This is a genomic window from Paenibacillus sp. J22R56, from assembly GCF_056269375.1.
On record NZ_JBWDNV010000003.1, the window covers coordinates 157,679 to 173,070 of the forward strand.

Annotated in this window: 13 protein-coding genes; all 13 read left to right on the forward strand. The window is 49.2% G+C overall.

The window, feature by feature from the left end; translation table 11 throughout:
- The first annotated feature begins 103 nt into the window (after positions 1-103).
- Complete coding sequence (locus tag AC0YNT_RS08665) at positions 104-601, forward strand: RNA polymerase sigma factor (protein ID WP_475804201.1); 498 nt, start codon at positions 104-106, stop codon at positions 599-601.
- Positions 582-1,439 (forward strand): DUF5666 domain-containing protein, encoded by an 858-nt coding sequence (locus AC0YNT_RS08670; protein WP_475804202.1) that lies wholly within the window; start codon positions 582-584, stop codon positions 1,437-1,439. The genes AC0YNT_RS08665 and AC0YNT_RS08670 overlap by 20 nt, the downstream gene beginning before the upstream one ends.
- A gap of 207 nt (positions 1,440-1,646) precedes the next feature.
- Entirely contained in the window at positions 1,647-2,750 is a 1,104-nt protein-coding gene (locus AC0YNT_RS08675; RefSeq protein ID WP_475804546.1) for an amidohydrolase/deacetylase family metallohydrolase, read from the forward strand.
- On the forward strand, positions 2,728-3,831 hold the full coding sequence (locus AC0YNT_RS08680) for a DgaE family pyridoxal phosphate-dependent ammonia lyase (protein ID WP_475804203.1): 1,104 nt from the start codon (positions 2,728-2,730) through the stop codon (positions 3,829-3,831). Before AC0YNT_RS08675 ends, AC0YNT_RS08680 begins: the two co-directional genes overlap by 23 nt.
- 1 nt (position 3,832) lies before the next feature.
- Positions 3,833-4,588, forward strand: coding sequence for a 2-dehydro-3-deoxy-phosphogluconate aldolase (gene dagF, locus AC0YNT_RS08685; RefSeq protein ID WP_475804204.1), 756 nt, complete (start codon positions 3,833-3,835; stop codon positions 4,586-4,588).
- The gene (locus AC0YNT_RS08690; protein ID WP_475804205.1) at positions 4,581-5,615 is read left to right on the forward strand and encodes a sugar kinase; all 1,035 of its coding nucleotides are present in this window, start codon (positions 4,581-4,583) and stop codon (positions 5,613-5,615) included. Before dagF ends, AC0YNT_RS08690 begins: the two co-directional genes overlap by 8 nt.
- Positions 5,616-5,630: 15 nt before the next feature.
- Positions 5,631-6,344 (forward strand): GntR family transcriptional regulator, encoded by a 714-nt coding sequence (locus tag AC0YNT_RS08695; RefSeq protein ID WP_475804547.1) that lies wholly within the window; start codon positions 5,631-5,633, stop codon positions 6,342-6,344.
- Positions 6,345-6,445: 101 nt separating this feature from the next.
- Positions 6,446-8,209 (forward strand): sensor histidine kinase, encoded by a 1,764-nt coding sequence (locus AC0YNT_RS08700; RefSeq protein WP_475804206.1) that lies wholly within the window; start codon positions 6,446-6,448, stop codon positions 8,207-8,209.
- Positions 8,206-9,756 carry a response regulator gene (locus tag AC0YNT_RS08705; RefSeq protein WP_475804207.1) on the forward strand — a complete coding sequence of 517 codons (1,551 nt, stop codon included), beginning with the start codon at positions 8,206-8,208 and terminating at the stop codon, positions 9,754-9,756. The genes AC0YNT_RS08700 and AC0YNT_RS08705 overlap by 4 nt, the downstream gene beginning before the upstream one ends.
- Positions 9,757-9,881: 125 nt before the next feature.
- Complete coding sequence (locus AC0YNT_RS08710; protein WP_475804208.1) at positions 9,882-11,195, forward strand: extracellular solute-binding protein; 1,314 nt, start codon at positions 9,882-9,884, stop codon at positions 11,193-11,195.
- Positions 11,196-11,295: 100 nt separating this feature from the next.
- Positions 11,296-12,171 (forward strand): carbohydrate ABC transporter permease, encoded by an 876-nt coding sequence (locus AC0YNT_RS08715; RefSeq protein WP_167281444.1) that lies wholly within the window; start codon positions 11,296-11,298, stop codon positions 12,169-12,171.
- 12 nt (positions 12,172-12,183) lie between these two features.
- Positions 12,184-13,011 carry a carbohydrate ABC transporter permease gene (locus AC0YNT_RS08720; RefSeq protein WP_475804209.1) on the forward strand — a complete coding sequence of 276 codons (828 nt, stop codon included), beginning with the start codon at positions 12,184-12,186 and terminating at the stop codon, positions 13,009-13,011.
- Between the two features lie 65 nt (positions 13,012-13,076).
- Positions 13,077-15,023 carry a family 20 glycosylhydrolase gene (locus AC0YNT_RS08725; RefSeq protein ID WP_475804210.1) on the forward strand — a complete coding sequence of 649 codons (1,947 nt, stop codon included), beginning with the start codon at positions 13,077-13,079 and terminating at the stop codon, positions 15,021-15,023.
- Positions 15,024-15,392: the final 369 nt, after the last annotated feature.

A 15,392-nucleotide genomic window follows, 5' to 3' on the forward strand; every position in this document is an offset into this window, starting at 1 on the left:
TTGCAGTCATTCACGGGCTTTCTTACGTCTACTAAAAATAATTAGTATCGAATGAAAAATAATGGGGCACTCAGTTGTATTACAAGTGAAAGGAGGTGCTGAGGTGTACAATTCATATGAGCTCAATGAATCTGTGCGAAGGGCCTTGGATCTATATTCGCAGAGCATGATCAAAATCGCCTTTGCTTACTTGAAAAATATAGCCGATGCAGAAGAAGTGACGCAGGAGGTTTTCCTCACTTATTTGCAAAAGCGCCCTGTATTTGAGAACAGCGAACATGAAAAAGCGTGGTTGATTCGAACGACCATTAATAAAAGCAAAAATATGCTGAAAACCGGATGGTTCAAAAGCAGAAACCCTGTTCCCGAAAACCTGAGCTACCTCCCCAAGGAAGAGAATGAGGTCCTGCAGGCCGTACTCTCCTTGGACAAGAAGTATCGTATTCCGATTCATCTGCATTATTACGAAGGCTATTCGATTCAGGAAATCGCAGTTATTATGCAGGCCAAGTCCGCAACAGTGGGAACATGGCTAGCCAGAGGACGTGTACTCTTAAAAGAGAAGATTGGAGGCCTGGAGGATGAAGAAATCTGTCTATAAATCCGCGATGTCCCGTGTGAGAACCAGCGAGGACTTCAAAGAGGCAACCTATCAGAAGTTAATGCTGGAACTTGAGAAAACAACACATACAACTACTATGAATGAGGAGCGGGTAAAAATGGAGAAAACAAGCAAAAGAAAGTTAACGGGTTTGACTGTAGGTCTTGCAGCAGCGGCAATATTGGCGGTTGGTGTTATTTCGATCAATCAAAATCAAAGCAATCCGGCTTCCACACCAACTAATCAAGGGCAAACGGCTGAGGCGACAACAAAACCGCCTATTTCAGGTAAAGTTGCGGTTAATATAGACGGCGTTATCTCTGAAGTAAGTGCAGATGGCAAGAGCTTTAAGGTTGGCGATCTTTGGGTAGAAGTAACGGATCAAACGAAGCTGGGAAGCAATGAGCCAACAGCGGAGAAGCCATCCGAAGAACTGCTGCAAAAAGAGTTCAAAGTCGGTAATATCGTATCCGGCTATACTTCTCAGGATGTGAGCACAGGCAAGGTAACGGCTGATGTGATTTATAACAATATGGCACCTCAGGCGGACAGCGGTGAGAAGCCTGCTACTACAGCTAAAGTGCAAGTAAATATTGATGGTGTAATCTCTGAAGTAAGTGCAGACGGCAAAAGCTTCAAAGTTAATGATGTATGGGTGACAGTGACTCCTGACACCATTATGGGCATTGACGGTCCAACAGCGGCGGAACCATCCGATGAGCTGCTGCAAAAGGAATTTAAAGTCGGAAATGTGGTATCCGGCTTTACGACTGAGGATCTCAGCACCGGTAAAGTAAACGCAACACGCATTTACAACAACATGATTCCGCAAAAATAAGGCGGGGGCTATATTTCGACTTTTTTCACGTGAAACATAGCAGGTATTCCTCAAAATTCGCATAATGAAGCAGGCACCGGTATTAAATCCGGTGTCTGCTTTTTTTATTTTTGCATAAAACATTATAATGTTTATTGACCTGAGCGCGAAATCAGTGTAGGTTAACATTATAACGTTATAACTAACTGAGAATGAAGAATGAAGGTGATTCGCATAAAGCACGTATGGCGCAACGTTAAACGAACGGATGGCGAATTAATAGATATCGCCGTCGAGAACGGCATAATTATCGAAGTAACAGGTGCTGGACTCGCTAGTAGCGGGGACGTTGATATAGATGGCACCGGATTATATGTCTCAAGCGGTTGGATTGATCTGCATGTTCACGCCTTCGCCGAGCTTGACCCGTACGGCGATGAGATTGACGAAATCGGCGTCAAGCAAGGGGTAGCGACGATCGTAGATGCGGGTAGCTGCGGCGCGGACCGGATTGGAGACTTGGCGGCAAGCCAGAAGCAATCGATGACAAGCGTGCTCGCGATGCTGAACATCTCGAAGATAGGGTTATCCCGAATTGATGAACTATCCGATTTAAGCTGGATCGATCGGGAGCAAGCGATAGAAACCATTCATAGCTATCCAGACTTTATTGTCGGGTTGAAAGCAAGAATGAGCCGGAGCGTCGTTAAAGAAAGCGGAATTGAGCCGCTTCGAAGGGCTAGAGAAATCGCAGATCGGACGGGTTTGCCGATTATGGTTCATATCGGGTCGGCACCGCCTCGAATCGAGGAGATCTTGCCATTGTTGAAGAAGAATGATGTTGTAACCCATTATTTGAACGGAAAGAGCAACAATCTGTTCGACACAGCGGGACAACCGTTGCCAGAGCTCAAGGATGCCATTGGCAAAGGGGTCCGTATGGACGTAGGGCATGGCACCGCCAGCTTCTCGTTTAGGACAGCGGAAGCCGCGAAAGAAAGTGGAATCAGGTTCGACACCATCAGCTCAGATATATACAGAGGCAACCGGTTGGGCGGTCCTGTATATAGCTTGGCGCATGTCATGTCCAAGTTTTTGCTGCTGGGCTACCCGCTAGCTGAGGTGATCGACGCCGTTACGGTTCGGGCGGCCGATTGGCTTAACAAGCCTGAGCTAGGACGTATCGAGGCTGGTGACAAGGCTCATCTCACCTTTTTCACTGTGCAGCAGGAAAAAGCGGAGTTCATCGATTCCGAAGGGGAAGCACGTGTAGGAGATCAATATATTCAAGCTAAAGGGGTTTTCGTCAATGGTAGATATGTTGAATGCTAAATATGGATTGAAGCGTGTTATTAACGCAAGCGGACGCATGAGCATCCTTGGCGTATCGGCACCAACCGATACCGTTATGGATGCAATGAAGCGCGGCGGGCAAAGCTACGTGGAAATTGCGGATCTCGTAGATAAGGCAGGCGATTATATTGCCGGTATCCTCGGCTCTGAAGCAGCTGTCGTTGTCAACTCAGCTTCAAGCGGTATTGCCCTATGCGTAGCCGGTATCGTGACGCAAGGCAACCGTCGCAGAAGCGAACGGCTGCACCAAGATCCAATTGAGAAGAATGAAATCCTTATTTTAAAAGGTCATAATGTTCAATACGGTGCTCCAGTTGAGACGATGGTGTTCTTAGGCGGAGGCAAGCTCGTTGAAGTCGGTTATGCGAACGAAGGTAAAGCTGAGCATATTGAGGATGCGGTCGGCGATCGTACAGCTGCCATCTTGTATGTGAAATCGCATCATGCGGTACAAAAAAACATGATTTCTGTTGAAGAAGCATGGGCAGTAGCACAGCGCAGCGGCGTTCCGCTTATTGTTGATGCAGCAGCTGAAGAAGATATTCGCAAGTATGTGAAATGCTCTGACCTCGCCATCTATAGCGGCTCCAAGGCAATCGAAGGGCCTACCTCAGGGATTGTTGGCGGCAAGCGCAAATATGTGGAGATGGTGAAGGTTCAGCTGCATGGCATTGGCCGCAGCATGAAGGTCGGCAAGGAGACAACGTTTGGCCTGCTCCAGGCTCTGGACGAATATCTTGATAAGCCGGATAACAGCGAGCAGGAGAAAGCATCGCTTCAAATCCTTATGCCGCTGAGCGAGCAGCCGGGCGTTCAAGTGACGATTGTGCAGGATGAAGCAGGACGGGCGATCTTCCGTGCCAGAATTCAGATCGATCCGGCAACGGCAGGCACGACGGCTAAAGAAGTCGTCCATCAGCTGCAGAACGGTGATATTGCTATCTATACCCGTGATTACGGCGTGAAGCAAGGCTACTTCGACATTGATCCACGTCCACTTCTAGGCGACGATATAGACGTAATCGCAGCAACCATCCGCAAGTTAACAGGAGGCAACTAACATGTCCAATATGAATAAAAGATTGTATAAGAACCGCGCAGCACTAAATGTACTTGCAAACAGTGTGGACAATGCCAAAGAAGTGTTCGACGCTGCAGAAGGGCATGTACTCGTTGGTGTTCTATCCAAAGACTATCCGACTGTTGAAGCTGCTGTTGAAGCGATGAAGCGTTATGGAGAAGCGATTGAAGAGGCTGTCTCCATTGGGCTTGGAGCAGGAGACAATCGGCAAGCGGGAGTTGTAGCTGAGATTGCGAAATATTATCCGGGAACGCATATTAACCAGGTATTCCCGGCAGTTGGTGCAACCCGTGCCAATTTGAACGGCCAGGAGAGCTGGATCAACAGCCTTGTTTCGCCGACAGGTCAAGTTGGCTACGTAAATATCTCGACTGGTCCCTACAGCGCTGCACAGCCAGAGCAAGCTATCGTACCCGTTAAGACCGCTATCGCACTTGTCCGGGACATGGGCGGTAATGCACTCAAGTATTTCCCGATGAACGGACTTAGCCGGGAAGACGAGCTTCGTGCAGTAGCTAAAGCATGCGGTGAAGAAGGGTTTGCGCTTGAGCCTACGGGCGGCATTGACATGGACAACTTCGAGCCAATCTTACGCATCTCGCTGGAAGCAGGAGTACCGCAGGTGATTCCACATGTCTACTCTTCGATTATCGACAAGGCTACAGGCAAGACTAACGTCGCAGACGTGCAAGCCCTGCTCGCTGTAATGAAAAGGCTGGTCGATGCCCATGGCTGATCGTCCTAGCTGTGATCGCCTGACCGTTGCCGTATTTGGTGAAGTCATGATGCGTTTGCAGACGCCGGGTTACGAGCTGTTAACCCAGGCGAGCAGCTTAAATTACTCTTTCTCCGGCACAGGTGTTAACGTAGGTTCCGCACTCGCCCGCTTTGGGCATCGTACGGAGCTTGTTACGACTCTGCCGGACAATCCGCTTGGAGACGCGGCTGCAGCGTTCGTGCGCAAGCTTGGTTTGTCGACTGACCTCGTCGCCAGATCCGGGCAATACATCGGCATGTATTTCCTGGAGAACGGCTTTGGTGCACGCCCCGGCCGGGTCACTTATTCCAACCGCCAGGCAAGCAGCTTTAATACGGCATCCGCTGAGACGTACGATTATGCGGCTATAGCCGAGCGCGTTGATCTTGTGCATTTTTGCGGTATTACGCTTGCAATGAACGATCTCGTGCGTTGCCATCTGCTCTCCTTAGCACGCGCGGTCAAGGCAAAAGGCGGCCGAATCGTATTTGATTGCAACTATCGCCCGGCTCATTGGGGAGAAGACGGGTATGCGTCAGCCCGCCCCTTTTACGAAGAGATGCTCTCCCTGGCGGATATCGTCATGATGAATGAGCAGGACGCGATGCGTATCCTCGGCATGCCGACGGAGCAGACAAGCCGTCAGGAGCAGTTAACCGAGCTCATCCCACAAGTCGCGAGCCGTTACGGCATATCCGTCATTTCAGGGACGCATCGTACGATTAACGGAAATAATACGCATACCCTTCAAGGCTATCTATACAAGGATGAATTCTTCTTCGCCGATCCTGTTACGTTCGCTGTTCATGACAGAATCGGTGCAGGCGATGCGTTCGCGAGCGGGATTATTCACGGCGAGCTTAGCGGATTTGAATCGGATTATACGGTCCGCTTCGCGGTTGCAGCGGCTATGCTCGCTCATACGATTACTGGAGATACGCCAATGTCAAGCGAGCGGGACATCATTCGAGCCATGACGGAAGCTGCCCTTGATGTAGAAAGGTAGGCCATTCCTGTGTCTATGCGACGTTCCATCGACAAACCGCTTTACTTACAAGTCATGAGCGTACTGAAAGAACATATTCTTCACGGGAAGTATCCGGTCGGCACGCTGCTTCCTTCCGAGCCGCAGTTAGAGGCTGAATTTAATGTGAGCAAAATTACGGTGCGCGCCGCTATTAAGGAGCTGGCGCAGGATGGATATGTAGAGAAAGGAAGCGGTAAAGGCACGAAGGTCATCCGCAATACTTCCATCTCGAAGCTGTCCAAGCTGAAGCGGTTTACCGAAGTGCTTGTAGAAGAAGGATACCGTATTCAGAAGGAGCTGCTGTCCGCGGAAGTCGTGCCTACAGAGGAAGACTCCATAGCGCGGCGATTGTTCGGTGATACTTGTGTGAAGATCGAGCGACTCTATCGGCTGAACGGCAAGCCCTACATCTATTTCAATCATTACTTAACGAGCAAGGTGTCTGGAATTGAATCTGCCGGCTTGAACGAGCAGTCGTTATATGGCTTGCTCGAAGAAAGCCAAGTGACACTCGAGAAGTACCGTGACGAATTTTCCGTTTGCGGAAGTGCGCCGGAACGCGTAATGGAGGCATTAGGTCTCGAAGTGGGGAGACTGCTTCTAAAGCGTTCACGCTACTCCTTCGCCGGGAATAGCGAGCCGGTTGAATACAGCGAAGGGTTCTACGATACGGACCAGCATCATTACATTATCAATTACGATGTGTGAGACAACTCCCTCTCTCCCGAGAGGGAGTTTATTGTAGCTTAATTGCTCAGAATAAATCTTATAAGGAACGAATTTTCTTAAATGGAGGTCGAATCGACGGCATGAACGGCTGGTTTAGAAGATCGCTGAAGCGCAAAATCACGTTCCTGCTCCTCATTTCGATTTTGCTGCCGCTATTATCATTAGGTTTGTTTTCCTACTTTATTGCATCCAACATAACGGAAGAAAAGGTGAAAGAATCAGGGATGAGCATTATGAGACAGATGGGCTCAAACCTTGAGTTTTTCATGCGCGACATCGAGAACAGCTCTTTATTCCTCATCGGTAACAAAGATGTTCAAATGTATTTGAACGTTTCCGAGAAAGAAGCAAACCTGCGACAGAACCGCATGACTGAATTTCTATCGAACCTGATGTATTCCAAGAACTATGTATCGGATATTACGATTTATCCCGCCAGCCAGGCGCTTCCTGTGTCCAATACGACGATCTTTAAGGTTAGTGTTCCGGACATTACAATCTCTGAACCGGATTATTTCGTCGATCATCCTTACTGGTGGACATCGCTTTATCCCATTCACACGGCGGCAGGCAAGAAAAACATCCTTTCTCTTATCCGTCCGATCCGTAACGTGAATACGTTCCAATATCTAGGCAAGCTTGTCATTAGTCTCGACGAAAGCATGGTGGCGAAGACGCTTAAGAAATCAGGTATCGGCGATAATGGGTTTATGCTGCTCATCGACGGGGACGGAAATGTCCTGTCTGGTTCCATGTCTCCACTTCCGAGTGCAATCGCAGACATCTTGCCAGAGATGCCTTCCATAGACGGAACGGCAGGCTCTATTAACTACGGAACCGGACGGGATAAAAAGACGCTGCTGTACCGTAAACTTCCTGAAGCCGGCTGGACACTGATTGGTGTCATCCCTTTCGCAGATTACAAGTCGCAGAACCGCTATGTGCTCACGCTTACCGCCGCGGCAGTTGGCGTCGCGCTATTGGCCATTGTTGTGCTCGTCGTTTTCTTTGTCCAACGGCTCACCCGGCCGCTTCGCATGCTGACGAATTTCCTGAACAACACCGACCCGGAAGAGCCCATGCGTTTGTATCCGGTCGAATCCATGGATGAGGTTGGCCAGCTTGTACGAAGCTACAACAAGCTAAGCGGTAAAATCGAGGCGCTCACTGACCAAGTAAAGCTAACCGAAGCGATGAAGACGGAAGCGGATATGCAGGCTCTGCAGGCGCAGATCAACCCCCACTTCCTATACAATACACTCTCGTCGATCCATTGGATGGCGCTCATGAATCAGGATCATCAAACAGCCGATATGGTCGGCAACTTAAGTGATTTCCTTCGCTTTAGCCTTAACAAAGGTGCCCAATTTACATCCGTCGAGCAAGAGATTGCTCATGTACGCCATTACGCGAATATTCAAGCGATCCGCTATCCGGATCAGTTCGACATCGTATTCGCGATTGATTCGCAGTTGTATCGCAAGAAGATTCTGAAGCTGCTGCTGCAGCCCCTAATAGAGAACGCGCTCGTCCATGGCTTGCAGAAGAAGCCTGGAAAAGGGGCGATCAGTGTACACGCGAGTCTGCAGGCATCACTCATGACATTCACCGTAGAAGATTCGGGTGCGGGCATCGCTCCAGAGAAGCTGGCGAATATCCGTACCCGGCTTAACGAGCCGGAGGATGTACGTGGCGAGTCCAAAGAACATTACGGACTACGGAATGTGAATTTGAGACTGCTGCTTCACTACGGCGCTGATGCCGGACTGAAAATTGAAAGCACAGAGGGCGTTGGAACGATCGTTTCGTTCTCGCTGCCGGTAACGGAGGAATCAATAGCATGAAAATAATGATTGTAGACGACGAGGTCATCATACGAAACGGATTAAGCACCGTCATCAATTGGGAGGAGCTCGGGTTCAAGCTTCTCCCGCCAGCCGCTTCCGCCGAGGAGGCATTGGCCCGTTTTCCGGACGAACAGCCTAACATTGTCCTGTCCGACATTCAGATGACAGGTATGAATGGTATCAACCTGGCAGCCGAAATCAAGATGAAATGGCCGGATACAGAAATTATTATTTTGACCGGCTTCGATATGTTCTCTTATGCCCAGCAGGCGATCCGAGAAGGCGTGAGCGATTATTTGCTGAAGTCTAGCCGTCCCGAAGAAATCATCAGGGCGGCGATGAAGGCAAAGCAGAGGCTGCAGGTACGATGGGAGTCGATTAAGAAGGAAAGCCGCGGCCGTTCGGCGTTCCGTGATCGTCTGCTAGAGAGTCTGACCCGGGAAGGGACACTGAGTGATCAATCCGTCGAATCAGCCAGCGAGCTGCTGCCGCATCTTGGGCTTGAGGAACAACCCTTGTCCCTGCAGGTATTGCTATTGGCAGCGAGTGGTTGGGGAGGGCGGCCGGATGACTCTTCGCTTGCACATTTTGCCGTCGCCAATATCGTACAGGAGATATTGCCCTGCGAGACACTCCTGCATAAGGATCGAGTTCTCGTTGTCATGAATAACAAGGCTGTTGAGGCTGACGATAAGCTGGAGAAAGAGCTTGGAAGAGTCAGCCGGAAACTCAAGTGCAAGCTCTACGTGGCTGTTGGTTCAACAGTGGGGTCAATAGAGGAGCTGAAACGTTCTTTCAAAGAAGCGGAGCATGCGTTCACCTACCGTTCCATTTCGAGCACCAACGAAGACACGTTTATCCGCTACGAGCTCGTGAAGGATCGGACAGGCGGTAAGACGGTCTGCTCGGAAGAGGAGGAAGCGAAGTTTATCGCCATTGCTAAATCCGGAAGCATTATCGATCTGCGGCATTGGGTCAACGAGACGATAGCTGCGCAGTTGTCCGATCCAGAAGTGACGCCAGACTCTCTGCAAGCATACTTGAACTCAATCGTTCTGTCTGGACATCGCTTTCTGGAGAGGGTCACTTCAACGGTTGGTGAACCGCCGCCTGCAGCAGAACCGCTGCGCCTAGATTTGCTTAATCAGTCGGAAAATTCGTATGTAGCACTGTTCCGTTTGCTGAACTCGATCATGGACCTGTACAGAGAAACGATGTCGGGCGATCGAGTATCTTATATCAAAAGAGCGATTACTTACATTAAAGACCATTTGGACAGAAACTTAACGCTTCAGCAAGTAGCGAAGCATGTGCATTTGAATCCGAACCACTTCAGCGAAGTATTCAAGCGGGAGACTGGTTTTACCTATATCGAATTTGTGACTAAGGAGCGGATCACTCGTGCGAAGGAACTGCTGGACAGTACTCCAATCAAGATCAGTGATATTGCCGGGCGGGTTGGCTACGAGGACGTGAAGTATTTCGGTCAATTATTTAAGAAGGCGACCGGCCAGACACCGTCCGAATATCGCAATAAGACCTGATCGATGTCCCCCCATGACCTGAAGGGTGTCCCCTGCCTCTTCGCTACACCCAAGTCTATACTGAAAGTATACTAACGCAACACATTGCTAGACGATTATAAACTTCAATCAGGGGGGATTTTCCGATGAATAAGAAGCTATCCATTGTGGCGACATCACTCGTCACCGCATCAATCCTACTGGCTGCCTGCGGCAGCAACAACGATTCTAATTCCAACGGCAATGGCAAAGAGAAAGTAACGCTTTCGCTTTGGCACAACTATACAGGCGATGATCAACGTGCTCAAACGATGCGTGCAATCATCGAGCAATATCAGAAGGATCACCCGGAAGTCGAGCTTGATGTTCAGGCGATTCCACCAGACGGCTATCGCACTCGATTGAAAACGGTTGCAGCTGCTAACGAAATGCCGGACCTGTTCGTTATGTGGCCAGGTGTCATGACGAAGGAATTCCAATCAGGCAACCTGCTTCAACCGATTAACGAGCTGCTGGACAGCAAGAAGGAATGGAAAGACGGATTCCTGCCAGGCTCCTTTGACGGCTTCTCGATTGGCGAGGACATCTTCAGTGCACCAATTGCATTGTCCCCGACTTCCATTCTGTACTACAACAAATCAATTCTCGAAGAGAACGGTCTGCAGCCTCCAAAAACATGGGATGAACTCATGAATGCTGTCACCGTGCTGAAAGAAAAGAAAATCACGCCAATCGCGCTCGGCAACAAAGCGGCATGGCTCGCACAATCTAGTATTTTCAGTTCATTGGCTGACCGCGTGACGGGTACGGAATGGTTCCTGAAAGCAGCGGCGCAAGACGGTGCGAAATTCACAGATCCAGAGTTCGTAGAGGCGCTAACTTACCTTCAAGATCTGGGTAAAGCAGGCGCGTTCCAAGACGGCTTCAACTCCATCGATAATACGCAGATGGAACAATATTTCGCTCAGGGCAAAGCGGCTATGATGATCGACGGCGGTTGGGCATTGACGAACCTAGCGGCCTCGGCCTCGAAGGAAACGCTTGAGCAAATGGGTGCGACTGTGCTGCCTTCTATCCCTGGCGGCAAAGGGGATCCTAATACGATCTCTGGTGTGGTTGGAACGGGTATCGGCATGAGCTCGAAAGTAAAAGATGCGAAGAAGCAGGCTGCATACGACCTCATGTATGCAATGGCTGGTCCAGATGCTCAAAAACGTGTGCTGGAAAGCAATCAGCTTGTCAGCTACAAGGTTGATCTTGATAAAACGAAGGTTACACCAATCTTCGCCGAAGTGTATGATCTCGTGAACAGCGTTACCACTACTCCTGTCTATGATGGTGTTATGTCTTCCGCAGTAGCCGATGAGCTGAACAACGGTCTGCAGGATCTGCTTATGGGCGGCAAGCCGGAAGAGATCGCGAAGAAGGTCCAGGCTGCACAAGAAAAAGAAGCAAAGTAATAACCACACTGCAATATACGGGGTCCGTTCTTCCTCATGCTGCAAGGCCGGGGGCGGAACGGATTACCGTTCTACTAGCGATTGAAATGGAGGGGGCGTTATGACGTCTACTGTACGGACTAGAAGATTTATCGTTATTGGTCTTCTCCCTGCGCTGCTGTTATTCTCTTTCTTTGTCATCATCCCGATTATCTGGTCTGCTTATTACGGTTTCTTCGATTGGAAAGGAATCGGCACCGCGAAATTCATCGGCTTCGATAACTATTCAGAGATTATTCATGACGAAGTGTTCTGGCGTTCATTAAAGAACAACATGCTTGTTGTCGCCGCATCCGTGTTTGGCCAAGTGCCGATTGCACTCGTGCTTGCGCTTTTGCTGCTCAAAAACTCTTGGATTCATAAATTCATCCGTACCGCTGTTTTTATGCCGATGGTATTATCGTCGGTTGTTGTCGGCATTATCTGGGGTTATATTTATCACCCGGAAATCGGCATTCTCAACTTCCTGCTGGACAGCCTTGGACTTGAGTCCTGGAAACGCCAATGGCTTGGCGATCCGGCCGTCTCGATGTATTCGCTTATGGTTCCAATCATCTGGAACTACATTGGTCCGTATTTGATTATGTTCATTGCCGCTCTTCACAATATTCCGAGTGAGATGGACGACGCAGCCAAAATTGATGGAGCTAAAGGCTCCCGAAAACTGTTCTCTTTAACCTTGCCATTAATATGGGATACGATCAAGGTCGCGGTAGTCCTGTGTATTTCCGGCAGTCTCAAGTCATTCGACTTGATCTATATCATGACCGGAGGCGGACCTGCCCATTCGACTGAACTGCTCGCATCTTATATGTACAATAATACATTTGCAATTTACCGGTTCGGTTACGGCAGCGCGGTATCAACCGCGATTATTATCATCAGTCTGTTCCTGATCGCCGGCAGCCAATATCTTATGAAATCGAAAAATCGTTAAGGGGGACCTCGCATGCTGCAACGCCGTTTTTCAAGCGGACTCGCGAATGGTCTGATGACCCTTTACGCGCTTGTCACGCTTTATCCGCTGTTCTGGTTGTTTACTAGTGCATTCAAGTCGAACGAAGAGTTTTATTCCCGTCCGTTCCAGCTGCCAACAACCTGGCACTGGGACAGCTTCACCCGCGCGTGGAAAGTATCCGATATGGGGACGAGTATGTTCAACTCCATTATCGTTACGGGAGCTTCGCTTGTACTTACACTAATAATCGGCGCGCTGGCCGCATACATTTTGTCCCGTTTCCAGTTTCGCCTCAAACTAGCTGTCATGGGCTTATTCCTGCTCGGCATGCTCATTCCAGTTCACAGCACGCTTGTTCCGCTGTTTATCGTTATGAATAAGATTGATCTTCTCAACACGTACGGTGCCCTTATACTCCCGTATGTCGCATTTGAACTGCCAATTGCAATCTTTATCATTCAGGCGTATATGAACACTTTTCCGAAAGAAATCGAAGAAGCGGCTCATCTCGACGGCATGGGATACTGGGGTACATTCCTGAAAATCATGCTTCCGCTGTCCGCTCCTGCATTATCTACCGTGGGCATTCTGGCGCTCCTGCGGTTCTGGAATGACTTCTCATTCGCGCTCGTATTTATCAGTAAGCCAGAGCTTAAAACTTTACCGCTTAGCTTATCGCAGTTCGCAACAGGATATATGACCGATTACGAACTGACGATGGCTGCACTCACCATCGCGGTAATACCAACCATTATCCTCTACTTGATTTTCCAACGTTCGATCATGCAGGGCATGGTCGCTGGCGCTGTAAAAGGTTAAAGTCTAACTAGAGTCCGTGCCTATGTGGTATGGGCTCTAGATTCATATTTGGGAGGAGTATTCCTATGAAATTGTGTTTCGAAGGCGAACTGGAGGAATTGCTGCCTGGCATTCAGGCCATCGTTCCGGAACTTGGCATAACGCTTGAGCTTGCGCGTACACTCGATGAGAATGAAGGATTAACGGTGGTCGTCGGCCACTCTTCAGACGGCCTGGAGATAGAATACGAACCAGGCGCAGGAAAAGCTTATATCCGTTACGAGCGAAGACATCAATTCTATCGCGGACTTGGCTTGATTGTGCAGCACGCACGCAAAGGCGAGCCTCTGACGCGCATCGAGAAGCAGCAATTCGATACAATTGGACCGATGTTCGATTTATCCCGCAACGGGGTACTGACCGTGGACGCGTTCAAGACGATGCTGAACCGAATGGCGCTAATGGGTCTTAATACGGTCATGCTATATATGGAAGATACTTATGCGATCGAGGGTGAGCCCTACTTTGGCTATATGCGCGGACGGTACTCCGCAGAGGAATTGAAAGCCATTGATGACTATGCCGACCTATTTGGTATCGAAGCCTTCCCAAGTATTCAGACGCTTGCACATCTGGAGGAATTCTTGAAGTGGGAGCCTGTGAAAGGATACAAGGATACAAAAGGCGCGCTTCTGGTCGGCGACAATCAAGTAGACCTGCTGGTGGAGCGCATGATCCATTCTGCTTCGGCGCCGTTCCGCAGCCGCAAAATTCATATCGGTATGGATGAAGCGGAAGAGCTTGGGCGCGGCAAATATTTGGACCGCTTCGGCTTTGCTGACCGGATCGACATCATGACCGGACATCTGGACAAGGTGCTCGATGTTACTCGCCGCCATGGGCTGAAGGCAATGATGTGGAGCGATATGTTCTTAAAACTTGCGGTTGGCAATACAGGCACTGAAAGCGATTATTACAATACGAATACGAAAATCCCCGAAGAGATGGCCCGCCGGATTCCGAAAGACGTGGATATGGTGTACTGGGATTATGTCCATATGGAGCAGGAGCACTATGAGGGTGTTATTGCCAATCACCGTCCGCTTGGCTGCAACCTTGTGTTCGCTGGAGCGGTGTGGATCTTCAATACATTTGGCGTTAATTACGGGATGTCGCTCAATGCGACTAATGTCGCGCTTCAAACCTGTAAGCGTGAAGGAATACGCGAGGCTTACGCGACGATGTGGGGCGATGATGGCAACGAAGGCAATCCATTCGCGGCGCTGCTTGGTCTGCAGCTCTACGCGGAGCATGCCTATTCAGAGGAACAACCAGACTCACGCATCGTCGCTGAACGAGCAAAATTCTGTACCGGCATCGACGCAGATGCGTACTTGCTGCTGAAAGACTTGGACGAAGTGCCCGGATCTGAACCGGACAACCGGAAACAAAGCAATCCTTCGAAGTTTCTGCTTTACCAAGATGCCTTGCTTGGTTTATTCGACTGCCAGATCAACGGCTTACCATTAAATGCGCATTATGCGGCGCTTGAAGAGAAATTGAGCGATGCGAGGGTCAAGGACGCGGCGCTGGATTGGATCTTCGAAGTTCCGCAGAAGCTGTGCGCAGTATTGAAACAAAAAAGCGAATTAGGTTTGCAGTTAAAACACGCTTACGATACAGCGGATATAGCTGCGCTGCGGCATTTGGCGACTGAGGTAATTCCCGTTATTGCAGCAGCGGTTGACGAACTCCGCGTCGCTCACCGCACGCAATGGCTTAAGATGTTCAAGCCATTCGGCTGGGAAGTGCTCGATATACGTTACGGCGGCGTCATCAATAGGCTCAATACCGCATCGGTCCGTGTGCTTGCCTTCGCTGACAATGAAATCGACCGAATCGAAGAATTGGAGCAGGAGCGGCTGCCATTTAGCACCGTCAATCGCTTTAACAGCAGAGGAGTTGGCTGGAGCAGCCATTATTACCGGATGGCAAGCCCGAACGTCTTCTTCCACGTCATGAATCCTTTTTAATTCTAATGCTGATTCTGATCATTCATAACCTTCAAGCGGCTGTCCTGTTGAAGACAGGCAGTCGGCTGCGGGTTATTTTTTGCGTCTGTTTCAAAACCGTTTCCTTATAAATAGAATTTATTATTTTGTGCAATCCAATTTATTACAAAAGACAAAACCTATTTTCATTCATGGTGGTGATTGACTTCACTAAATAACATTCGGACTATCCCTGTAGATATAGCCAAAAGCCACGCCTATCCTCCCGCATTACCAATCCTTTTGACCTAAATAGACCTATTCAATTAGGTACTTTAGCCCCGCATATAAACTTGGAAAATTAATCTATAATGAAGGAAACATTTTTCGATATGAATCGACATATTTTCT